General features: G+C 72.7%; 22 protein-coding genes and 1 pseudogene. 16 read left to right on the forward strand and 7 right to left on the reverse strand.

Annotation, left to right across the window (positions count from 1 at the left end; genetic code table 11):
* Nucleotides 1-27: 27 nt before the first annotated feature.
* Complete coding sequence (gene dhaL / locus OHU35_RS02775; protein WP_189725208.1) at nt 28-627, forward strand: dihydroxyacetone kinase subunit DhaL; 600 nt, start codon at nt 28-30, stop codon at nt 625-627.
* Nucleotides 620-1,030 (forward strand): PTS-dependent dihydroxyacetone kinase phosphotransferase subunit DhaM, encoded by a 411-nt coding sequence (locus tag OHU35_RS02780; protein WP_189725207.1) that lies wholly within the window; start codon nt 620-622, stop codon nt 1,028-1,030. Before dhaL ends, OHU35_RS02780 begins: the two co-directional genes overlap by 8 nt.
* Nucleotides 1,031-1,103: 73 nt before the next feature.
* Here the strand turns inward: OHU35_RS02780 and OHU35_RS02785 are convergent, their stop codons facing one another.
* Entirely contained in the window at nt 1,104-1,814 is a 711-nt protein-coding gene (locus tag OHU35_RS02785) for a glycoside hydrolase family 75 protein (RefSeq protein ID WP_189725206.1), read from the reverse strand.
* Between the two features lie 413 nt (nt 1,815-2,227).
* Between OHU35_RS02785 and OHU35_RS02790 the strand changes: the two genes are divergently transcribed.
* Together OHU35_RS02790 and OHU35_RS02795 are read left to right on the forward strand one after the other, a co-directional pair.
* Nucleotides 2,228-3,226: a fibronectin type III domain-containing protein gene (locus tag OHU35_RS02790; protein ID WP_189725205.1), complete on the forward strand. Its 999-nt coding sequence runs from the start codon at nt 2,228-2,230 to the stop codon at nt 3,224-3,226.
* A 207-nt stretch (nt 3,227-3,433) separates the two neighbouring features.
* Nucleotides 3,434-3,973, forward strand: coding sequence for a hypothetical protein (locus OHU35_RS02795; protein WP_189725204.1), 540 nt, complete (start codon nt 3,434-3,436; stop codon nt 3,971-3,973).
* A 65-nt stretch (nt 3,974-4,038) separates the two neighbouring features.
* Here OHU35_RS02795 and OHU35_RS02800 read toward each other — a convergent pair whose 3' ends face one another.
* The 3 genes from OHU35_RS02800 to OHU35_RS02810 form a co-directional block, all read right to left on the reverse strand.
* Nucleotides 4,039-4,599: a PadR family transcriptional regulator gene (locus OHU35_RS02800; protein WP_189725203.1), complete on the reverse strand. Its 561-nt coding sequence runs from the start codon at nt 4,597-4,599 to the stop codon at nt 4,039-4,041.
* A 32-nt stretch (nt 4,600-4,631) separates the two neighbouring features.
* A complete protein-coding gene (locus tag OHU35_RS02805) occupies nt 4,632-6,647 on the reverse strand; it encodes an NADPH-dependent 2,4-dienoyl-CoA reductase (protein WP_189725202.1) in 2,016 nt (671 codons plus the stop codon).
* Between the two features lie 146 nt (nt 6,648-6,793).
* Nucleotides 6,794-7,162 carry a hypothetical protein gene (locus OHU35_RS02810; RefSeq protein WP_189725201.1) on the reverse strand — a complete coding sequence of 123 codons (369 nt, stop codon included), beginning with the start codon at nt 7,160-7,162 and terminating at the stop codon, nt 6,794-6,796.
* 243 nt (nt 7,163-7,405) lie between these two features.
* Between OHU35_RS02810 and OHU35_RS02815 the strand changes: the two genes are divergently transcribed.
* Nucleotides 7,406-9,484 (forward strand): SpoIIE family protein phosphatase, encoded by a 2,079-nt coding sequence (locus OHU35_RS02815; protein WP_189725200.1) that lies wholly within the window; start codon nt 7,406-7,408, stop codon nt 9,482-9,484.
* Here OHU35_RS02815 and OHU35_RS02820 read toward each other — a convergent pair.
* The gene (locus OHU35_RS02820) at nt 9,456-10,295 is read right to left on the reverse strand and encodes a putative protein N(5)-glutamine methyltransferase (protein ID WP_233878768.1); all 840 of its coding nucleotides are present in this window, start codon (nt 10,293-10,295) and stop codon (nt 9,456-9,458) included. The two genes, OHU35_RS02815 and OHU35_RS02820, sit on opposite strands and share 29 nt — an antisense overlap.
* Before the next feature lie 275 nt (nt 10,296-10,570).
* On the opposite strand from OHU35_RS02820, the gene OHU35_RS02825 reads away from it, so the two are divergent.
* The 7 genes from OHU35_RS02825 to OHU35_RS02855 all read left to right on the forward strand — a co-directional run bounded on the left by OHU35_RS02825 (nt 10,571) and on the right by OHU35_RS02855 (nt 16,501).
* Nucleotides 10,571-11,008: a MarR family winged helix-turn-helix transcriptional regulator gene (locus OHU35_RS02825; protein ID WP_189725198.1), complete on the forward strand. Its 438-nt coding sequence runs from the start codon at nt 10,571-10,573 to the stop codon at nt 11,006-11,008.
* An 87-nt stretch (nt 11,009-11,095) separates the two neighbouring features.
* Complete coding sequence (locus OHU35_RS02830; protein WP_189725197.1) at nt 11,096-11,701, forward strand: sulfite oxidase-like oxidoreductase; 606 nt, start codon at nt 11,096-11,098, stop codon at nt 11,699-11,701.
* Entirely contained in the window at nt 11,694-12,449 is a 756-nt protein-coding gene (locus OHU35_RS02835; RefSeq protein ID WP_189725196.1) for a ferredoxin reductase, read from the forward strand. The genes OHU35_RS02830 and OHU35_RS02835 overlap by 8 nt, the downstream gene beginning before the upstream one ends.
* Before the next feature lie 250 nt (nt 12,450-12,699).
* Nucleotides 12,700-13,284 (forward strand): hypothetical protein, encoded by a 585-nt coding sequence (locus OHU35_RS02840; protein ID WP_189725195.1) that lies wholly within the window; start codon nt 12,700-12,702, stop codon nt 13,282-13,284.
* A 92-nt stretch (nt 13,285-13,376) separates the two neighbouring features.
* Nucleotides 13,377-14,345 carry an acetylxylan esterase gene (locus OHU35_RS02845; RefSeq protein WP_189725194.1) on the forward strand — a complete coding sequence of 323 codons (969 nt, stop codon included), beginning with the start codon at nt 13,377-13,379 and terminating at the stop codon, nt 14,343-14,345.
* 112 nt (nt 14,346-14,457) lie between these two features.
* Complete coding sequence (locus tag OHU35_RS02850) at nt 14,458-15,624, forward strand: serine hydrolase domain-containing protein (protein ID WP_359894766.1); 1,167 nt, start codon at nt 14,458-14,460, stop codon at nt 15,622-15,624.
* A gap of 130 nt (nt 15,625-15,754) precedes the next feature.
* Nucleotides 15,755-16,501 (forward strand): GntR family transcriptional regulator, encoded by a 747-nt coding sequence (locus OHU35_RS02855; protein WP_189725192.1) that lies wholly within the window; start codon nt 15,755-15,757, stop codon nt 16,499-16,501.
* Here the strand turns inward: OHU35_RS02855 and OHU35_RS02860 are convergent.
* Nucleotides 16,498-17,223: a class I SAM-dependent methyltransferase gene (locus OHU35_RS02860; protein ID WP_405504454.1), complete on the reverse strand. Its 726-nt coding sequence runs from the start codon at nt 17,221-17,223 to the stop codon at nt 16,498-16,500. The genes OHU35_RS02855 and OHU35_RS02860 overlap by 4 nt on opposite strands.
* A 4-nt stretch (nt 17,224-17,227) precedes the next feature.
* Nucleotides 17,228-17,791: a PadR family transcriptional regulator gene (locus tag OHU35_RS02865; RefSeq protein ID WP_189725190.1), complete on the reverse strand. Its 564-nt coding sequence runs from the start codon at nt 17,789-17,791 to the stop codon at nt 17,228-17,230.
* A gap of 69 nt (nt 17,792-17,860) precedes the next feature.
* Between OHU35_RS02865 and OHU35_RS02870 the strand changes: the two genes are divergently transcribed.
* The 4 genes and pseudogenes from OHU35_RS02870 to OHU35_RS02885 form a co-directional block, all read left to right on the forward strand.
* Complete coding sequence (locus OHU35_RS02870) at nt 17,861-18,259, forward strand: nuclear transport factor 2 family protein (RefSeq protein ID WP_189725189.1); 399 nt, start codon at nt 17,861-17,863, stop codon at nt 18,257-18,259.
* 25 nt (nt 18,260-18,284) lie between these two features.
* Nucleotides 18,285-19,112, forward strand: coding sequence for a class I SAM-dependent methyltransferase (locus OHU35_RS02875; RefSeq protein WP_189725188.1), 828 nt, complete (start codon nt 18,285-18,287; stop codon nt 19,110-19,112).
* A gap of 267 nt (nt 19,113-19,379) precedes the next feature.
* Nucleotides 19,380-20,531 (forward strand): transcription termination factor Rho, encoded by a 1,152-nt coding sequence (gene rho, locus OHU35_RS02880; protein WP_189725187.1) that lies wholly within the window; start codon nt 19,380-19,382, stop codon nt 20,529-20,531.
* A 142-nt stretch (nt 20,532-20,673) separates the two neighbouring features.
* Nucleotides 20,674-21,534: pseudogene (locus OHU35_RS02885) on the forward strand (D-alanyl-D-alanine carboxypeptidase family protein); the annotation flags it as partial.
* Nucleotides 21,535-21,542 lie beyond the last annotated feature (8 nt).

Here is a 21,542-nt window from a genome sequence, read left to right on the forward strand (position 1 = left end):
CCCGTACCTACCAGGCAAGGAGATCCAGTGCTCGACGCCGATTTCTTCCGCCGTTGGATGACGGCGACCACCGCGTCCGTCGACCGTGAGGCGGAACGGCTCACCGCCCTCGACTCCCCCATCGGGGACGCCGACCACGGCAGCAACCTCCAGCGCGGGTTCACGGCCGTGGCGGCCGCCCTGGAGAAGGAGGCCCCCGACACGCCCGGCGGGGTACTGACGCTGGCCGGACGCCAGCTCATCTCGACGGTCGGCGGTGCCTCCGGGCCGCTGTACGGCACGCTGCTGCGCCGTACCGGCAAGGCGCTCGGGGATGCCGCCGAGGTCAGTGCGGAGCAGCTGGCCGAGGCGCTGCGGACCGGGGTGGACGCGGTCATGACGCTCGGCGGTGCCGCCCCGGGCGACAAGACCATGATCGACGCGCTGGTGCCCGCGGTGGACGCGCTCGGTGACTCGTTCGCGGCGGCGCGGGCCGCCGCGGAGGAGGGCGCCGTGGCGACGACGCCCCTGCAGGCGCGCAAGGGCCGGGCGAGCTATCTGGGTGAGCGCAGCATCGGGCACCAGGACCCGGGCGCCACGTCGGCGGCGCTGCTCGTCGCCGCGCTCACGGAGGCCGCCGATGAGTGACGAGCGGCTTGTGGGAATCGTGCTGGTGTCGCACAGCGCGGAGGTGGCCGCGTCGGTCGCCGCGCTGGCGAAGGGGCTCGCGGGCGGTGGCCCGGTGGTGCCCGTCGCTCCGGCGGGCGGCACCGAGGGCGGCGGGCTGGGCACCAGCGCCGAACTGATCGCCGCGGCGGCCGCGTCCGTCGATCGCGGTGCGGGCGTCGCCGTCCTCACCGACCTGGGCAGCGCGGTGCTCACCGTGAAGGCGCTGCTCGCGGAGGGCGACGAACTCCCGGAGCAGACGCGGCTGGTGGACGCCCCGTTCGTGGAGGGCGCCGTGGCCGCTGTCGTCACGGCGGGCACCGGGGCGGATCTGGCGGCGGTGGAATCGGCCGCCGCGGAGGCGTACACGTACCGGAAGGTGTGAGACCGGACCCGGGCACGCCGGACGACGGCGTGCCCGGCCACGGCGAGTGAACTGCTGACGCGCCGTCACTCAGTCAGCTCCCGTCGACGAACCGCCTCGCCGCCCGCTCCCCCGTCGTCACGGCCGCCGCGTGGTCCTCGATGGGCGACACCCGGGTGTTCTTGAAGACGATGTAGGTGACGCCCGAGGCGGTGCCGCCCCGGAGCGGGTGGGGGCGGATGCCGAGGGCCTCGGCCGTCGCGTAGGAGGCCTCTCCGATGACGCCCCGCGGGCCCGTGTCGCCGACGACCGCGTACTGCACCTGGTCGCGGTACACGACGGCCACGACCGAACCGCCGCCCACGCCGTGGTCCCGGTAGTCCCAGATGCGGCTCGGGGCGGGCACGACGATGAAGGGGAGGCGTTCGGCGCTCAAGGGGCGGCCGTCGGACTGGGAGTAGGCCGTGCTGGCGGCGAAATACGGGTCGGTGCGGCGGTTGCAGCGGGGTCCGGGGCGGCCGTCGCAGTCGATGTCCATGTCGGCCTTCCAGAAGACGGCGTCGCGGGTGCCGCAGACCGGGATCTTCGCGGAGGCGCCGTTGTCGCTGCGGTACCGGCCGCGGGAGACGGGAGCGCAGTCCCGCGCCCTGGCCAGCAGGTCGGCGGCGCTGACGGCGGCCTCGCGCGACCCCACCGGGCGCCACACCACCGGCTGTGTGTGCTGCTGGGCCGGTGTGGCGAGCGGTGTCGTCGGGACGAGCAGGGCGGCGCTGGCCGCGGCCAGTGTGAGCGACTGGACACGCACGATGGGTGAGCCTCTCCTGAGGGAACCTGACGGACAGTCAGGCCCATCTGTTCCCCCGGGCTGTTCATCAGGTCACCCTCGGAGGGCCGGACGGCGCACTCTCCCAACCACCGACAGGGGCCGGGGACCTGAGTCCGTGTGAGACTCGGGCCGCCCGGCCACCCGCGCCGGCACGGGATCTGCGACGACAGCGGTCCGCGCGACAGGCCCGAACTCCCTGGTGTCCGCCAGGAGTTCGACCGTGAGGAACTTCAGCATACGTAACCCTCCCGAGTGGTCACGAACTGCGGGGGTGACGGGCGACCACCTTGGCGCACCTTGTCACCCTCAACCACCGCCCTCTTGATGTGATCGCGTCAGTCGCGCCATATTGGTCCGGACCATTCCGGAGTGCCGTCCCGGGAGGCAGTGTCGTGCGCCGTGTTCTCGTCTCGTTCTCCGCTCCCGCCCTTCTCGTCCGGCGCGTCGCGCTCTGCGGGGCCCTCGTGCTGGTCGCCGCCTGCGGCTGGGCCGGAGCGGAGGAAAAGGACGTCGGCGGTGGCCCCGGGGCGCCGACGGGCGTCACCGCGGCGGCGGGCAGCGCGACGAGCGTGCACGTCATGTGGAACGTGACCGTGCGGGCCGACGTCTACGAGGTGTATCGGGGCACCACGAAGGTCAGGGACGTACCGGGTTCGAAGCACATGGTGGACGTCACCAGGCTCCGGCCGTCCACGCTGTACGTCTTCACCGTACGGGCGCGGGGCGCCGACGGGCGGCTCGGGCCGCCCAGCCGTCCGGTCCGGGCACGGACACCCGCTGCCGTGGCGGACGACCACTCGGCGCCGACCCGCCCCTCGGCGCCCGGCGGACGGGCGGCCGGAAGCCGGGCGGTCCAGCTGTCCTGGTCCGCCTCGACGGACGACCGGGACGTGGTGTCGTACGACATCCACCAGGGAGCCACGAAGATCCACAGCGTGAGCGGAGGCCAGACGGCCGCCGTGGTCACGGGGCTGCGGCCCGGCACGTCCTACGCGTTCACCGTCCGGGCCAGGGACGCGGCCGGCAACGTCTCCCCCGCCAGTCCCACCGTCCGCCTCACCACCCCGGGCACGGGCGACGGCCGCGCCACGGCCCCCACCGGCTTCCGGGCGACGAGCCACCGCGAGGACGGGGCGTACCACGTCGACCTGAGCTGGGTGCCGCCCCGTCCGGACGGCGAGATCACCGAGTACCAGATCCAGCTGGACGGCCGCCCGGCCACGTCCCTCGTGTACGGCGGGAGCGCCCCGCGCGACCGGGCGACGCACAGCTTCTACGTGGGGCAGGTCGCCGGTGTCACCCACCGCGTCCGCATCCGGGCGATGCTGCCGGACGGCACCTGGGGCGGCTTCTCGGCGGAGCGGACGGTGACGACGGGCGCGCGGCGGTGACGCGGAGGATACGGCGGCGACGCCGGGCCTGCCGCGATGTCATGCCCGGGCCGACCTGCCGGTGGACGGCGTCACCTGCACGGCGGAACCCGGCGTGCGGCCCGGGCCCGGGGAGCTTTGGCTGACCCCTGAGGCAGCACGGGCGTTTCCCGACCCTCGGCGGCGCTAGGGATGTACCGCCAACCGTGCCGCCGGAGGGCAGTCCACATGCGTAACTCATCGCCAGTTCTCCGCACCGGCCTGACCGTGGCAGCCGCCGCTCTGCCCCTCGCCCTGGCCGCGGTGCCCGCTGCCGCCGGCCCGGGCATCTCCGTGAGCACCACGGGTTCCACGGTTTCGGTCACCACCAGCTCCTGCACCCAGATCAACGGCAGCTGGGGCACCGCCTCACTGCTCACCAGCAGTCAGGGCAGCTTCGCCCAGGGGCGCCAGGTGACCCTGTCGGGGACGTCCACCAGTCAGTCCGCCGCCTGGTCGAGCGTCAGCGCGGGGACGTACACCGTCATCGTCATCTGCTCGGACGGCACGACCGCGGGCACCCAGTCCGTCGTCGTCTCCCCGACCCCCTCCCCCACGAGGTCCCCGTCCCCGTCGGCCTCGCCGTCCCTCGGCGTCATGGGCGGCACCGGCGGAAGCGCCACGGACTACGGGACCGTCACGCTGGTGGCCGGCGGCACACTGGTCGGGGCCGGCCTGCTCGGGACGGCCTGGTACCTGCGCCGCCGCAACAAGCCGTACCGGTTCTGACCCGGTACGGACGGCGGCCCGCCCTCCCGAAGCGCTCCGGTCGGGCGGGCCACCGTCACACCCCGTCAGGCCGGGGTGGTCGGCTCGCCGTCCGGAAGCTCGGCGAACTCCGCCAGGGCGCGGCTGAGCCACTGGGTCCAGAAGGTTTCCAGGTCGATGCCCGCCCGCAGCACCAGATGCCGCAGCCGGTCCTCGGTGCCGTCCCGGCCGGGCGGGAAGTCACGCTGCTCGATCTCCTGGTACTCCGCCAACTGCCGCTCGTGCAGCTGCAGATGGCGTCGCAGATCAGCCTCCAGGCCCGCCGTGCCGACCACGGCCGCCGCCCTCAGCCGCAGCAACAGCGTGTCGCGGTGCGGCTTGGGGTCCTGGGAGGCGGCGGTCCAGCGGGCCAGTTCGGCGCGGCCCGCGGGCAGGACCTCGTGGCTCTTCTTCTGCCCGCGCGCCGGCTGCTCGGAGGGCAGGGCCCGGATCAGGCCGTCGGCCTCCAGTTTTCCCAGCTCGCGATAGATCTGCTGGTGCGTCGCGGACCAGAAGTAGCCGATCGACCGGTCGAACCGGCGGGTCAGCTCCAGGCCCGACGACGGCTTCTCGAGCAGGGCGGTGAGGATCGCGTGCGGGAGTGACATACCAGTCATCCTAGGGACGGGCGGCAGGCCCCCTACAGCGCCGCCGCCAGCTCGGTGCCCTGCTTGATGGCGCGCTTGGCGTCCAGTTCCGCGGCCACGTCGGCGCCGCCGATGAGGTGCGTGCTGCGCCCGGCGGCGACCAGCTCCTCGTAGAGACCGCGGCGCGGCTCCTGGCCCGTGCACAGCACGATCGTGTCGACCTCCAGCACCGTGCTCGCGCCGTCGACCGTGACATGCAGTCCGGCGTCGTCGATCCGGTCGTAGCGCACGCCCGGGACCATGGTGACGCCGCGGTGCTTGAGTTCGGCGCGGTGGATCCAGCCGGTGGTCTTGCCGAGTCCGGCGCCGACCTTGGACGTCTTGCGCTGGAGCAGGTGGACGGTGCGCGGCGGGGCGGGCCGCTCGGGCGCGGCGAGGCCGCCGGGGGTGTGGTAGTCGAGGTCGACGCCCCACTGGCGGAAGTACGTCGCCGGGTTCTCATGGGCCTTGTCACCGCCGTCCGTGAGGTACTCGGCGACGTCGAACCCGATGCCGCCCGCGCCGAGGATCGCGACCCGGTCGCCGACGGGGGCGCCGTCGCGCAGGACGTCGAGGTAGCCGAGGACGCTCGGGTGGTCGACGCCGGGGATGTCGGGGGTGCGCGGACTGACGCCGGTGGCGACGACGACCTCGTCGTAGCCGTCGACGTCCGCGACCGTGACGGACGTGTTCAGCCGTACGTCGACACCGTGCCAGTCGAGCTGGGTGCGGAAGTAGCGGAGCGTCTCGTCGAACTCCTGCTTGCCGGGGACCTTGCGGGCGACGTTGAGCTGCCCGCCGATCTCGCTCGCGGCGTCGAACAGGGTGACGTCGTGGCCGCGCTCGGCCGCCGAAACGGCGCAGGCGAGGCCGGCCGGTCCGGCGCCGACGACCGCGACGCGTTTGCGCAGCCGGGTCGGGGAGAGCACGAGTTCCGTCTCGTGGCAGGCGCGCGGGTTGACCAGGCAGGAGGTGATCAGGCCGCTGAAGGTGTGGTCGAGGCAGGCCTGGTTGCAGCCGATGCAGGTGTTGATCGCCTCGGGCCGGCCCGCGGCGGCCTTGGTGACGAAGTCCGGGTCGGCGAGCATCGGGCGGGCCATCGACACCATGTCGGCCGCGCCCTCGGCGAGCAGCTCCTCGGCGAGCTCGGGGGTGTTGATGCGGTTGGTGGTGACGAGCGGGACGGACACCTCGCCCATGAGCCGCTTGGTCACCCACGTGTACGCGCCGCGCGGCACGGAGGTGGCGATGGTGGGGATGCGGGCCTCGTGCCAGCCGATGCCGGTGTTGATGATCGTCGCCCCGGCGGCCTCGACGGCCTTGGCGAGGGTGATCACCTCGTCGAGCGTCGAGCCGCCCGGGACGAGGTCGAGCATGGACAGCCGGTAGACGACGATGAAGTCCTCGCCGACCGCCTCGCGCACCCGCCGCACGATCTCGAGCGGGAAACGCGTGCGGTTCTCGTACGAGCCGCCCCAGCGGTCGGTGCGCTGGTTGGTGTGGCGGGCAATGAACTCGTTGATGAGGTAGCCCTCGGAGCCCATGATCTCCACGCCGTCGTAGCCGGCGTGCCGGGCCAGACGGGCGGCGCGGACGTAGTCGTCGATGGTCCGCTCGATGTCGGCGTCGCTCAGCTCGCGGGGCGGGAAGGGGCTGATCGGCGCCTGGATCGGGCTGGGCGCGACCAGGTCCCGGTGGTAGGCGTACCGGCCGAAGTGCAGGATCTGCATCGCGATCCGCCCGCCCGCGTGGTGCACGGCGTCGGTGATGACCCGGTGCTGCTCGGCCTCCGCCTCGGTGGTGAGCTTCGCGCCGCCCTCGTAGGGACGTCCCTCGTCGTTGGGTGCGATGCCGCCGGTGACGATCAGGCCCACTCCCCCGCGGGCGCGGGCGGCGTAGAAGGCGGCCATGCGCTCGAAACCGCCTTCGGCCTCCTCCAGACCGACATGCATGGAGCCCATGAGGACCCGGTTGGGCAGGGTCGTGAAGCCCAGGTCGAGGGGGGTCAGCAGGTGCGGGTAACGGCTCATCGGGCCCTCCGTGCGCGGTGTCGTGCCTGTAGTTGTAGACGACTACCGACGGTTTATGCAACTAGTTGCACAAGGTGATGGAGGGCACAGCAGGGCCATGACCAGGGGCCATGGCCTTCGGTCTGGTGGGGGGGCGTGAGCGGCGGTCAGCGGCTCTCGAGGCGCACGTGCAGTTCCTCCTCCTGGTCGCCGGGGACCGTGGTGAGGTCCTGCACGACGAACAGGGAGTCCAGCCTCATGCGGAACTGTTCGATCGCCCAGTACCCGCCGTGCAGGTCGGCGTCGACGGAGGACGACAGCCGGGCCGGCCGCGCGCCCTCGTGCGTGTCGGCGACGTCGAAGGTGCCGAGCCACACGGTCGGACGGGTCTCGTGCAGTTCCTCGGGCACGTCGTCAGCGCACCGGTCCGACTCGAAGCAGGCGCACAGCGTGTCGAACACGATCCGGGCGTCGTGCTTGCTGCATCCGCTGATCTCCACCGAGACGGAGTGGGGGTGCGGTCGCTCAAGGTCCATCGTGACGCTCCCTTTCTGGCCACGCTGCCGTATCCGCCCCTACCCCAGCAAAGCACCACCTTCCGACGAGCACTACCGGCAGCGCCTCTGTTGTGGTGACCGGTTTGCGGGGCGGTACGCGCCGTGTTGGGAGATGGTGGAAGGTGACGGAAGGGGCCTCGAGGAAACGGCTCCGCGCGGTAGAACATGGGGTGTCGGCACCATGACGGCGTGCCGCGAGGATCGGCGAAGGCGGGGCGTGGGATGAGTGCAGCCGGGTCTCCCGTGGCCGAGGGCGACGAGCCCCCGCGCGGGTCGGTGCGACCGAGCGGGCTGCTCGACGTCCTGCGCGTGGCCTCGGTGGTCCTCGACTCCGAGGGCCGCATCGTGCTGTGGAGCCCTCAGGCCGAGGAGTTGTTCGGGTACGAGGCGCGGGAGGCGCTCGGGGAGTACGCCGCCCGGATCATGGTCCACGAGCAGCACATCGACCTCGTGGTCAAGCTGTTCGCGGACGTCATGGGCACCGGGCAGAGCTGGGCCGGGGCCTTCCCCATCCGCCGCAAGGACGGCAGCACAAGGCTCGTGGAGTTCCGCAACATGCGGCTGCTGGACGATCAGGGGGATGTCTACGCGCTGGGGCTGTGCGCCGACCAGTCGACCGTGCACCGGCTGGAGCGGGAGGTGGCGCTGTCGACGCGGATGATCGCGCAGTCCCCGATCGGGCTGGCCGTGCTGGACACCGAGCTGCGGTACGTCTCGGTCAACGCGGCGCTGGAGGAGATCAACGGCGTGCCGGCCGAGGAGCACCTGGGCCGCGCGGTCCACGAGGTGGTGCCGCAGATGGACGTCGAGGCGCTGGAGGCCGCGGCGCGCCGGGTCCTGGACACCGGCACGCCGGTCGTCGACCAGTCCACGATCGGCCGCACTCCGGCCGACCCGGACCAGGACCACGCCTGGTCGATCTCCCTGTACCGGCTGGAGAACGCGTTCGGGACGGTGCTGGGCGTGGCCGTCTCGATCGTCGACGTCACCGAGCAGTACCGGGCGGGCATCGAGGCCGAGGCCGCGCGGCGGCGTCTGGCTCTGATCGCGGACGCCTCCGGCCGGATCGGCACCTCGCTGGACCTGGACCGCACCGCCCGTGAGCTCGCCGACGTGGCCGTGCCGGAACTCGCCGACATCGCGGCCGTCGATCTGCTGGACGCGGTGGTGCAGGGGCGGCGCACCAGCCTCGGCCCCGCCGAGTCGGCCGTGATCCGCGCGCTGGCGGTCCAGGGGTACGACTCGGTCGAGGCCCTGGAGGCGGCCGACCCTCCGGGGCAGGTGGCCCGGTACGCGCCCGACCGGCTCGTCACCGAGTGCGTGCGCACGGCCCGTCCCGTGATGCTGCCGCAGGTCAAGGACGAGGATCTGCCCCGTATCGCCCGCTCCCCGGAGGCGGCGAAGCTGCTGGGCCGGGCCGGGGTGCACTCCTATCTGGCGGTGCCGCTGATCGCGCGCGGCGAGGTGCTGGGTGCGCTGGATCTCAAGCGCACCCGCAATCCGCTGCCGTTCACCGAGGACGACCTGCTGCTGGCGCGCGAGCTGGCCGCCCGGGCGGCCGTGCAGATCGACAACGCCCGCTGGTACCAGAGCGCCCGGGACACCGCGCTCACCCTCCAGCGCAGCCTGCTGCCCAGCCACCCCCCAGTGACGGACGGTCTCGAGGTCGCCTCCCGCTACCAGCCGGCCGGGGCCACGAGCGAGGTCGGGGGCGACTGGTTCGACGTCATCCCGCTGGATGACGGCACCACCGCGCTCGTTGTGGGCGACGTGATGGGCAGCGGCATCCCCGCGGCGGCGACCATGGGGCGGCTGCGTACGGCGACCAACACGCTGGCTTCCCTCGACCTCGATCCTGCCCGGCTCCTGGAGCACCTCGACAAGATCACCGAGGGGCTGGAGCAGGCCATCGCCACCTGCGTCTACGCCGTCCACGACCCGCATCTGCGGCAGTGCCGGATCGCCAACGCCGGGCATCTGCCACCGGTACGCGTCCGGGCCGGCCACCCCCCGGAGCTGCTCGACCTGCCGACCGGCGTGCCGCTCGGCGTGGGCGGCGTCCCCTTCTCCACGACCACGGTCGACCTCGAACCGGGCGACCGCCTGGTCTTCTACACCGACGGCCTCGTCGAGACCCGCCGCGACCCGCTCGACGAACGCCTCGACACCCTCCTGTCCCTGCTCGACGGCCCCGACCGCCCCCTGGAGGAGGTCTGCGACCTGCTCCTGCGCACACTCCACGAGCCGGACAACTTCGACGACGTGGCCCTGCTCATCGCACGGGCGACGGCCCCGGACTGAGCGGCACCCGCTGCCCCACCCCGATCACCACATGCGCGTACAGCTCCTCCGAGACCGCCAGGCGGGTCGTCAGGCCATTGCGTTCGAACGCGGCGACGGCGGTCGGGGCCTGGTGGCGGCTGGTCTCCACCAGGACGCAGCCGCCGGGGGCCAGCCAGCGGGGGGCCTCGGTCGCGACCCGACGCAGGACGTCGAGGCCGTCCGTGCCGCCGTCGAGGGCGACCCGTGGCTCGTGGTCGCGGGCCTCCAGGGGCAGCAGGCCTATCTCGTCGCTGGGTACGTACGGCACGTTGGCCGCGAGGATGTCGACGCGGCCGAGCAGCTCAGCGGGCAGCGCCTCGAACAGGTCGCCCTGGTGGACGTGACCACCGGCGGCGGCGACGTTGCCGCGGGCGCAGCCCACGGCGACGGGATCGATGTCGGCGGCGTGCAGTTCGACGCGGCCCAGCCCGGCGGCCAGTGCCGCGCCGACGGCACCCGAGCCGCAGCACAGGTCCACGACGACGGTGGAGCCGGGCGCCTGGGCGAGGGCCTGCTCCACCAGGAACTCGGTGCGGCGGCGCGGCACGAAGACGCCGGGGGCGACGGTGATGCGCAGGCCCCGGAACTCGGCCCAGCCGACGACGAGTTCGAGGGGCAGGCCCTCGACGCGGCGCTCGACCATCGCCGCCGCTTCGGCCGGGGTGCGCGCGGTGGAGAGGATCAACTCGGCCTCGTCCTCGGCGAAGACGCACCCCGCGGCGCGCAGGGCGTCGGCCACGGAGGCACGGGACAACGGCGTGGAGGGCGGGACAGAAGACACAGACGGCATGGAAGCCAGGAGCCTTTCGAGAGCCGAAGGGCGCTCCGGCGGTCGCCTACGGGCGGCGATCCGCGCGACATCGAGGAGTGAGCACCCGAGCTGACACAGCGGTAATGGGTCTCACCTCCTCGGCTTCCGATGGCTGGGGTGGTCCGCAGCCGGACGGCAACACTACCTGACGGTCCGGCCGCCCGGTACGGCACAGCGATCGGCCGCCCGCCCGGCCAGTGGTTGGGCTGTGCAACCATGGAAAGACCAGGCGGCAGCGCCATGAGGGAGGCCAGGTGAACGCAGCCGACGCCGTGGAGACCATCCAGCGGGAGATGACGGTCTTCGCCCGCCGTGCCCGTGCCGCGGCGGGGCGGATGCACCCCGAGCTGTCGCTGGTGTCGTACACACTGCTCGGGCATCTGGGGGAGAGCGGCGGCTGCCGTGCCACCGACCTGGCCGCCCACTACGCCCTGGACAAGTCCACCGTCAGCCGCCAGGTGGCCGCCCTGGAACGCGCCGGTCTCATCGAACGCCGCCCCGACGCGGAGGACCAGCGCGTACTGGTGCTGCATCTGACGGAGTCCGGCCGGCGCATCCTGGGCCAGGTCACCGAGAGCCGCCGGGCCGCCTTCCGGGAGCGGCTGGCGGACTGGCCGGCCGAGGATCTGTCGCTGTTCGCCGACTGTCTCGTGCGCTACAACGCGGGCTCCGGACCCGGTCGGCACGACTAGCGCGCACCGCACGTACCGTTGAACACGCCATCACTGATCATCCCGGCCCGGCGGGGCACCGTCGGCCCGGTCCGGAGGCAGCTCCCCATGCACATCACCAGAGGCTTCACCGGGCGCCCCCGCGTCGACGACCCCGGTCTGCCGCCGGGCCAGTACGACGCCGGCGACGACTGGCCCGTCCTGTCCGCCGAGGTCACTCCCGACCTGGCACCCGCCGACTGGACGTTCCGCGTCGACGGCCTGGTGGACGAGCCCCGCACCTGGGACTGGGAGGAGGCGCACCGGCTGCCGCGGTCGGCGTACGAGGGCGCCATCCACTGCGTGACGAGCTGGTCGAAGTTCGGGGTGCGGTTCTCGGGCGTGTCCCTGGACGCCTTCCTCGATGTGGTCCGGCCCCATGGGTCGGCGACCCATGCCGTCGCCTACTCGCACACCGGCTACACCACGAACCTCCCGCTCGCCGACCTGACGGGCGGGCGTGCCTGGATCGCCTGGGAGTACGACGGCAGGCCGCTCGCCCCCGAGCACGGCGGCCCGGCGCGACTGCTGGTGCCGCACCTGTACTTCTGGAAGAGCGCCAAATGGATCGCGGGCCTGCGGATCCTCGACCACGAGGAGCCTGGTTTCTGGGAGCAGAACGGCTACCACGAGCGGGGCAACCCCTGGGAGGAGCAGAGGTACTCCGGTGACTGAGACCTTCGTGCCTCCCACGCGGTTCGCCGTGCCCGGGCGCATCGCCGTGAGCGAGCAGGCCGCCTCCGTGTGGCAGACCGCCACGCTGACCGAGATCCGCCGCGAGACCGCGCGTGCCGCCACCTTCCGGTTCGCCGTGCCCGACTGGCCGGGGCACCTGCCCGGCCAGCACCTGATGGTGCGGCTGACCGCCGAGGACGGCTATGCGGCCCAGCGCCACTACTCGATCGCGTCCGCCCCGGACGACTCCGGGCACATCGAGCTCACCCTGGATCACGTCGACGACGGCGAGGTCTCGGGCTGGTTCCACACCGTCGCCCGGCCCGGCGACCGGGTCGAGATGCGGGGCCCGGTGAGCGGCTTCTTCGCCTGGCCCGGCGACCGGCCCGCGCTGCTGATCGGCGCCGGCTCCGGCGTCGTCCCGCTGATGTCGATGGTCCGGCACCACCGGGCGCGGAACCTGACCGTGCCGCTGCGGCTGGTGGTGTCCGCGCGCAGCCCGGAGGAGCTCATCTACGCCCGGGAGTTCGGCGCGGAGACGACGCCCGTCTTCACCCGCGCCGCGCCGGAGGGTGTGCCCGTGGGACGTATGGCCGCAGCACATGTGGAGCCACTCCTGGCCGAGCAGCCGTCCGGTGGGTGGGAGGCCTATGTGTGCGGCTCCAACTCCTTCGCCGAGCACGCCTCCCGGCTGCTCGTGACCGCCGGTCAGCCCGTGGACCGCGTCCGGATCGAGCGTTTCGGCTGATCTCGCCGGCGCGCTGACCTGGACGGCGCTCCCTCCCTCGGTGTTTCGCCCGGGTCGGTCCGGGCACTCCCGCGACGGCCCGTCTCTCCGTACGGCCCGTCTCTCCGTACGGTCGGCCCTCCCGTGCGGCTTGCCGTGCCCGACGCTCCGTACCGGAGCCACGACGAGCGATCGATGCGCGCCGGAGGGGGTACCCGGTCCGTGCGGGCACTCGCAGGCGTGGCATGACGCGGACGGCGAGGAGGTCGACATGCGAACCCGGGTGCGCGGCTGGCGTTGGCGGCGCAGTCCGCTGCGGCGCCGGTCCGATGTCGTCGAGGCGTGGACGGTGCTGGTGGTCGCCGTCCTGCTGCTCGTGGGAGCGCCTCTGGCGGGAGCGGCGGCGGCCTGGTGGGCCCATGACGAGGCGACGTCGGTATCGGTGGAGCAGCGCGCCGAGCGGCATCGCGTCCGTGCCGAGGTGGTCGCCAGGAAGGGCGACTCGCTGCCGTCGGCGGAGGCCGGCGGGCAGCACGCGTTCCGCGCGACCGTGCGCTGGACGGAGCCGGGCGAGGGGACGCGCACCACGACGGCACAGGTCGCCGCGGGCACCCGGCAGGGCGAGGTCGTGGACGTCTGGTTCGACTCCCGGGGGCGGAACGTGCCTCCGCCGGTGGACGGCACCGCGGTCTGGCAGCACACCCTCACCATCGGCACGTGTGGCGCGGGCGGTGCGGTGCTCGTGGTGGTTCTCGGCCACGTCGTCGTGCGCCGGGTGGCGCTGCGCCGCAGGCTGGCCGAGTGGGACCGGGCGTGGGCCCGTACCGAACCGGAGTGGACGCACCGCCGCGCGTGAGGCACAAAATGCCTGGCGAGTCCTCCGACCGCCCACGTAGTGTGATCATCCGCTCTGTCTCCGCAGATGTTCCTCACCCAAGGCGGTCCTGCATGGCCCTGTTCGACCTTCCTCTCGATGAACTCCGCGAGTACCGCAGCGCGTCCCCCGAGCCCGAGGACTTCGACGCGTTCTGGTCCAAGACGCTCCAGGAGGCGCGTCAGCACGATCTGGACGCCCGCTTCGAACCGGTCGACACAGGCCTGTCCACCGTGCAGGTGTTCGACGTGACGTTCGCCGGCTTCGGTGGTCATCCGGTCAAGGGCTGGCTGACGCTGCCGGCCGGGGCGGACGGACCGCTGCCGCTGGTCGTGGAGTTCATCGGCTACGGCGGAGGCCGCGGACTGCCGCACGAGCACCTGCTGTGGGCGTCCTCGGGCCGGGCGCACTTCGTGATGGACACCCGCGGGCAGGGCAGCGCCTGGGGCGCGGGCGGCGGCACGGCGGACCCGGTGGGCGGCGCGCCGGCCTTCCCGGGCTTCATGACGCGCGGTATCGACGCGCCGGAGAACTACTACTACCGCCGGGTGTTCACGGACGCCGTGCGTGCTGTGGAGGCGGCCCGTTCGCACCCCCTGACCGACGCCACGCGCACGGTGGCCGTCGGCGCGAGCCAGGGCGGCGGCATCACGATCGCGGTGGGCGGCCTGGTCCCCGACCTGGCGGCCATCGGGCCGGACGTGCCGTTCCTGTGCGACTACCCGCGCGCGGCGACGCTCACGGACCGGCACCCGTACCGGGAGATCGGCCTCTTCCTCAAGACGCACCGCGGTCGCGCCGCGGACGCCCTGCGCACGCTCTCCTACTTCGACTCCGTGCACTTCGCCGCCCGCGGCCGGGCCCCGGCGCTCTTCTCGGCCGCCCTGGAGGACCAGACCTGCCCGCCCTCCACCGTTTTCGCGGCCTTCAACGCCTGGAGCCACGAGGACAAGGAGATCGAGGTGTACGACTTCAACGACCACGAGGGCGGCGGCCCCTTCCAGGAGGCGGCCAAGCTGCGCTGGATGCGCTCGTACATCTGATCCGGCCGTTCACCGCCGACAGGCTTCCGCACGGTCCCGACCAGTCGGTACGTTCTTCGCGGCCGGGCCGCTCCACGGCGGCCCGGCCCCGAGACGGTCGGCGGAGGGGCTCATGTCCGAGAACGAGACACAGGTACGCGGGCACTGCGACGCGCGGTTCACGGCGGTACGCAGGGCGTTCGAGGAGAACTTCCGGGAGCGGGGCGAGCTGGGCGCCGCGGTGGCCGTCACCGTAGGCGGCGCGACAGTGGTGGATCTGTGGGGCGGCTGGGCCGACGCGGAGCGCTCCCGGCCGTGGGAGCGGGACACGCTGGTCAACGTGTGGTCCACGACCAAGGGCCCGGTGGCCCTGTGCGCGCACATCCTCGCCGACCGGGGGTTGCTGGACCTCGACGCGCCGGTCGCCGAGTACTGGCCCGAGTTCGCGGCGGCGGGCAAGGAGAAGGTTCTCGTACGGCATCTGCTGTCCCACCGCGCCGGTCTGGCCGGGCTGCGCGAACCGCACTCGCTGGAGCAGCTCTGCGACTGGGAGCTGACCACACAGCGGCTCGCGGCGACGCAGCCCTGGTGGGAACCGGGAACCCGGTCCGGCTATCACGCGCTGACCTACGGTCATCTGGTCGGCGAGGTCGTACGGCGCGTCTCGGGGCTGCGCCCCGGGGCCTTCCTGGAGCGGGAGGTGACCACGCCGCTCGGGATCGACTTCCGCATCGGACTGCCGGCGAAGGACTCCGGCCGGGTGGCCGAGCTGGTCCAGCCGCCGGTGACGGCGAGCAGTGAACAGGCCGCTGTCTTCGCCCAGTTGGCACCGGCGGCGATCGCGGCGCTGACGAACCCGCCGGTGGCCGCCGCCGGGGCCAACACGGCCGGGTGGCGGTCCGCCGAGATTCCGGCGGCGAACGGGCACGGCACCGCGCTCGCGGTCGCCGCGCTCTACGGCGTCTTCGCGGGGCGCGGGTCGTACGGCGACCACCGCGTTCTGTCCCCCGAGGCGGCCGAGCGGGTGCGCGAGGGGCAGGGCAGCTGCCGGGACCTGGTGCTCGGCGCGGGGTTCGAGAACGAGACGGAGGTGGGGCTCGGGCTGTGGCTCAGCGGATCCAACGGCTCCTACGGACCCAACCCGCGCGCTTTCGGTCACGACGGCTTCGGCGGCTCCTGCGGGCTCGCCGACCCGGAGGCGAAGGTGTCCCTGGGGTATGTGATGAACCGTATGGGGCCTCATATCGCGGACGACCCGCGGAAGATGGCACTGGTCGACGCTTTGTACAGCGCGCTGTGACGGCGGGCTCGGGCGGGCCGGTTTCGGCCGAACCGCCCGGCCGCCCTTCCCGTCTGGTTTAGACCAATGCTAGATCTGGTGGCGCACCGAGCCCGTACCACTACCGCACGTCACCACCAGGAGGCGCGGCATGGCCCGCACCACCCCGCACGACCACCCGCCGGCCGAGGAAGAGCCTCTGTACCGGCGGATCGCGACGCAGTTGCTCGGCGAACTGCGCGACGGCCGTATCCCGCCCGGTGAACGGCTGCCGGGCGAGCGGCGGCTGGCCGAGCACTTCGGGGTCAGCCGGGAGACCGTACGGCAGGCGCTGGAGCTGCTGCGCCGTGACGGTCTGGTCGCCACCGACCGGCGCGGCAGCCACGCCACCCTGCCCGGTCTGCCGGTGGAAACCCCGGCTTCGCTCGCCTTCCCGGTCGGCGCGGCGGCCGCCACTCCGGGCACGGTCGCCCGCGCCACCGTCACCTGGGAGCCTCCCCCGCCGGGCCACGCCGAGGCCCTGGGGCTGGCCCCGGGCCGGCCGACCCTCGTCCACAACTACCGGTACGCGACCGCCGACGGCCGCGGGCTGCGGAGCGCGGTGACGTCCTTCTCGGCCGTGGCACTGGCGGAGGTGGAGGAGCTGGCCCGCTACCGCGACCGGGCCGACGGCACCGCCACCGCGCACCTGCGTCGAGCCTACGACTGGATGCGCCGGGCCGGTCTGACCCTGCACCACCGCGACGCCATCACCCGCCTCGCGAGCACGCCGTCGGTGCGGGTCACCCGGCAGGTGCACGACCAGTACGCGCGCCCGCTGGAGATCACCGACCTCGTCGTGGACGCCCAACAGGGCGCGCTGGTCTACGAGTTCACCCTGCCGGGCCGGGCCGACTAGACCGGCACCCGGGCCACGACGAGCCGCACCCGCGGGCTGCCGCCCCGTCGCTGTCCGAACTCCGGCAGGGCGTGGAGGTCCACCCGGAAGCCGGCGCGTGCCAGCTCGCGCCGTACGTCCCCGAAGCGGAACGCGCGGTAGTACATGACGAACGGAGGCCGCCACAGCGCGTTGCGCACCCGCATCACCGCGTCGAAGCCGAGCAGCATCCAGTAGCCGAGCGAGCCCGGGCGGGGCGGGGCGACCAGCGGAAACGCGAAGCAGCCGCCCGGCCGCAGGACCGAGCGGACCTGCGCGAACAAGGCGGGCAGTTCACGGGGCAGGAAGTGCCCGAAGGCCCCGAAGCTGACCACCAGGTCGAAGGCGGGCGCGAAGGGCAGGGCGCGGGCGTCCGCCCGGACCCAGGAGACCGGCGGCCCCGCCGGCCTGACCTGCTCCCGTGCGATGTCGAGCATGCCCGCGCTGAAGTCGACGCCGGTGACCCGCTCCCGGCACACCCCCGCCAGCACGCCGACGCCCGCACCGGTGCCGCAGCACAGGTCGAGGCCGGCGCCGAAGGGTCCCCTGCGCCGCAGTGCCGACCCGACGGCGTCGAGGACCGCGTCGGGAGTCCGGAAGGGGGTGTGGTCGAACTTCGGCGCGAGGAGGTCGTAGCCGCGCTCGACGGACGACAGCGCCTGGACGGCGAGCTCGCGCAGCGTGGGACCTTCGGGGCTGAACATCGGCTCAGCCTAGGGGAGCTCGCTGCTTGAGGACCGTGCGTACGCGCTCGCACCAGCGGAGGTTCTCCTCCTCGAAGCCGATGCCTCCCATCAGCGTGAGGTACGGGCCGACGCGATCGGCCTCCCGCAGGTACTCCTCCTCGCTGCGGCCGGCCAGCAGGCGTTCGCGGACGCGCCGGTAGCGGGCGAGCTTGCCGCGAGCCCACGCCTCTCGCTCCTCGACCAGCGCGCGGGTGGCCTCGGGGTCCGCGCCGTCCATGGCCTGGATCTTGATGAGGAGTTCGTCCCGGATGGCGGTGGGCCGCCGGGGCGGTGTGGCGGCGAACGTGCACAGATCCTCACGGCCCGCCTCGGTGAGCGTGAACATCCGCTTGTCGGGCCGCCGTTCCTGGCGTACGACCCTGGCCTCGATCAGCCCGTCCTGCGCGAGGCGCTCCAGTTCCCGGTAGAGCTGCTGCGGTGTCGAGGCCCAGAAGTTCGCGAGCGACACGTCGAACACCTTGGAGAGCTCGTAGCCCGAGGCCTCCCCTTCCAGGAGGGCGGCCAGAACGGCGTACTTCAGAGACATGTGGACACGGTAACAGCAGTTGACTAATCTCATCCGCACCTACTCAACTAATTGACTAAGGCAGGTTCGATGCGTGCATTCCGTGAGGCCGTCGAGGCACTCGACCTCGACGCCGCCGAGGCGCTCCTGGCGCCGGACGTCGTGTTCACCAGCCCGGTCGTGTTCAAGCCGTACGCCGGCAAGGCGATCACGGCGGCGATCCTGCGCGCCGTCTCCGGCGTCTTCGAGGACTTCCGCTACGTACGCGAGATCAACGACACGGACGGCCGCGACCACGCCCTCGTCTTCACCGCGCGGGTGGGCGACCGGGAGATCAGCGGCTGCGACTTCATCCACGTCGACGAGGACGGGCTGATCGACGAATTCACCGTGATGGTGCGCCCGTTGTCGGGGGCACAGGCGCTCGCGGCGGCCATGGGCGCGCAGTTCGAGCGGATCGCCGAGGAGGCGCGAGCACGCTCGGTGTGAGCAACGCGTCTGGTTGGATGGCCCCATGACGTCCGCCGAGCACGACGCGCTGATGCGGGCCAACCAGGCCAACTGGGACGCCCGCACACCCGTCCATCTCGCCAGCCGGTTCTACGGCCTCGACCAGGACCTCGACCCCGAGCGCTGGTTCGCCTCCTTCGAGTGGGAGGACCTCGGCGAACTGGCCGGGCGTGACGTGCTGCACCTGCAGTGTCACCTGGGCACGGAGACGATCGCCCTGGCCCGGCGCGGAGCCCGTGCCGTCGGCCTCGACTTCTCCGAGGCGTCGGTGGCGGCCGCGACCGGCATCGCCGCGAAGGCCGGCGCGGACGTGACGTACGTGCACGCGAACGTGTACGACGCCGTCGAGGCCCTGGACGGGCGGCTGTTCGACGTCGTCTACACCGGCAAGGGCGCCCTGTGCTACCTGCCCGACCTGGACCGATGGGCGGAGGTCGTCGGCCGGCTCCTGCGGCCGGGCGGCCGGTTGTACGTCGTCGAGTTCCACCCCCTGCTCAACTCCCTCGGCCCGAAACCCGCTCCGGGCGAAGGCCCCGAGCTGCTTCTGCGCCACGACTACCTGAGCGGCGGCGGTCCGGTGCGCCGGGACGCGACCCGCACCTACACGGACGGCCCGGCCGTCGAGGGTGCCACGGACAGTTACGAGTGGATGCACGGAATGGGCGAGATCGTCAACGCGTTGACCGGAGCGGGACTCACCGTGCGGCGACTGCGGGAAGGCGACGAACTTCCCTGGCCGCGCTGGCCGCAGATGGTCCGTACGGAGTCCGGCTGGTGGCGGCTGCCCGAGCCGCGGATCCCGCTGCTGTACGGACTGCTGGCCGGCCGCTGAGGGACATCTCACTCCCCCGGCATCTCGTCCCGTGGTACAGTGCCATCAGCACTCGTGCACGCCCAGGTTTTGGGCGCCGGTGCCAGTTCATTTCTTCTCTTTCTCTCTGATTCCAGCACCACCTCGCTGAGCAGGACGTTCTTCGTCGTAGCCAGGGTGCTGTGCTGTTCTCGCCGCCCGGAGGCGTGCCCAAGGCCCTCCCATCGCGGCTCTCTCCCCCTTCCTTCGCATGTCCCATGCCTTCCGTCCTTGAAAGGACACACCACCATGACCACCACACTCGAAACCCCACCCGTCCAGCGGCAGTCCCAGGACCAGACCGCCCAGACCGCGACCGGCGTCCTCGACATCGACTCGGCCGGGAAGGGGCATCTGCGCGGCGAGGACTACCTGCCCACACCCGCCGACCCTCCGGTCTCCCCCGCGCTGATCCGCCGGTACGGCCTGCGCAAGGGCGACCTCGTAGAGGGCGTGCGCGGCGACCGGCGCGGCCTGACCGACGTCGTACGGGTCGACGGCCGCGAGCCCGGGGAACCGCGGGGCCGGCGTCACTTCCGGGACCTGACACCGCTGCATCCGCACGAGCGGCTGCGTCTGGAGCACCCGGCCGCGGGACTGGCCGGACGGGTCGTCGACCTGATCGCGCCGGTCGGCAAGGGCCAGCGCGGGCTCCTCGTGGCCCCGCCCAAGACCGGCAAGACCGTCATCCTCCAGCAGCTCGCGGCCGCCGTCGCCGGCAACCATCCCGAGAGCCGGCTGATGGTGCTGCTGCTCGACGAGCGGCCCGAGGAGGTCACCGACATGCGGCGCAGCGTGCGGGGCGAGGTGTACGCCTCGACCTTCGACCGCAGCGCCAAGCAGCACATCGCGCTCGCCGAGCTCGTGATCGAACGGGCCAAGCGGCTCGTCGAGGCCGGCGAGGACGTCGTCATCCTCCTCGACTCGCTGACCCGGCTGTGCCGGGCGCACAACAACGCGGCCGCGTCCGGCGGCCGCACCCTCACCGGGGGCGTCGACGCGTCCGCGCTGACCGGCCCCAAGCGGTTCTTCGGCGCCGCCCGGGCCGCCGAGGAGGGCGGCTCCCTCACGATCCTCGCCACCGCCCTGGTGGAGACCGGCTCCCGGGCCGACGACTTCTACTTCGAGGAGCTGAAGAGCACCGGCAACATGGAGCTGCGCCTGAGCCGCGACCCGGCGTCCCGCCGCGTGTTCCCGGCCGTCGACATCACCCCGTCCGGCACCCGCCGTGAGGAACTCCTGCTGCCCCCGGCCGAGTTGGCGACCATGTACGGCCTGCGGCGCGTGCTGCAGAGCCGGGACGGCCAGGGCGGTCTGGAGACCCTCCTGGAGCGGATGCGCGAGACACCGGACAACGCGACGTTCCTGCGGCGCATCCAGCCGACCCTGCCCTCGGGCTGACGGACACGCCCCCGACCACCCCGTGCCGGGACGCCGCCGGTGTGGCATCCGGGTGCTCGCGGACGGTGTTCGGCCCGGTCATCGCCGTGCGGAGCGCATCCGTTTCTACGTTAATCATATGATCCTCGGATTCTCATTCCGGATGGCCGTATCGGCCGGTGTGCTCTGTGCGGCGGGGCTCCTGGCGGTGGTGCCCGCCGCGGCGGACGTCTCCGGCAGGGCGGAGCCCAGTGCGCCCGCCGGGCCGAGGGCGGCGGCCCCGCACCCCTCGCTGCTGCACCGCCCCGGTACCCATGTCCGCCCGCGTGCCGGGGTGGCCCGTCTCCCGGAGGTCTCCGCCCTGTCGTGGCTGGTGGCCGACGCCCGCAGCGGCGAGGTGCTCGCCGCACACAACGCGCATCGCAGGCTGCCCCCGGCCAGCACGCTGAAGACCCTGTTCGCCCTCACGGTGCTGCCCGCGCTGCCGTCGAGCGTCCGGCACACGGTCCGTGCGGAGGAACTCCGGGGCGTCGGTGCCGGCAGCAGCCTGGTCGGGGTCGCGGAAGGCCGTACCTACCGGATCGCCGACCTCTGGCGCGGTGTCTTCCTCAACTCCGGCAACGACGCCGTGCACGTCCTGGCCGAACTGAACGGCGGCTGGCGGGCCACGGCCCGGCGGATGCAGGCCGAGGCCCGCTCCCTGGGCGCTCACGACACGCGCGTGCTGTCGCCGGACGGCTACGACACGCCGGGCCAGGTGTCGTCGGCGTTCGACCTGGCGATCTTCGGCCGGGTGGGGCTGCGCAACCCGGACTTCGCCCGGTACTGCGCCACGGTCGAGGCCAGATTCCCCGGTGGGGGCGGCTGGTCGTACGCGATCCACAACACCAACCGGCTGCTGAGCGGCACCCGCGGTGTGAAGCCGTACCGGGGGCTGATCGGCATCAAGAACGGCTACACCAGCAAGGCGGGCAGCACGCTCGTCGCGGCGGCGCGCCGGGACGGGCGCACCCTCGTCGTGACGGTGATGAA

The sequence above is a fragment of the Streptomyces purpurascens genome (genome assembly GCF_045040895.1).
GTDB classification, from domain to species: domain Bacteria; phylum Actinomycetota; class Actinomycetes; order Streptomycetales; family Streptomycetaceae; genus Streptomyces; species Streptomyces purpurascens.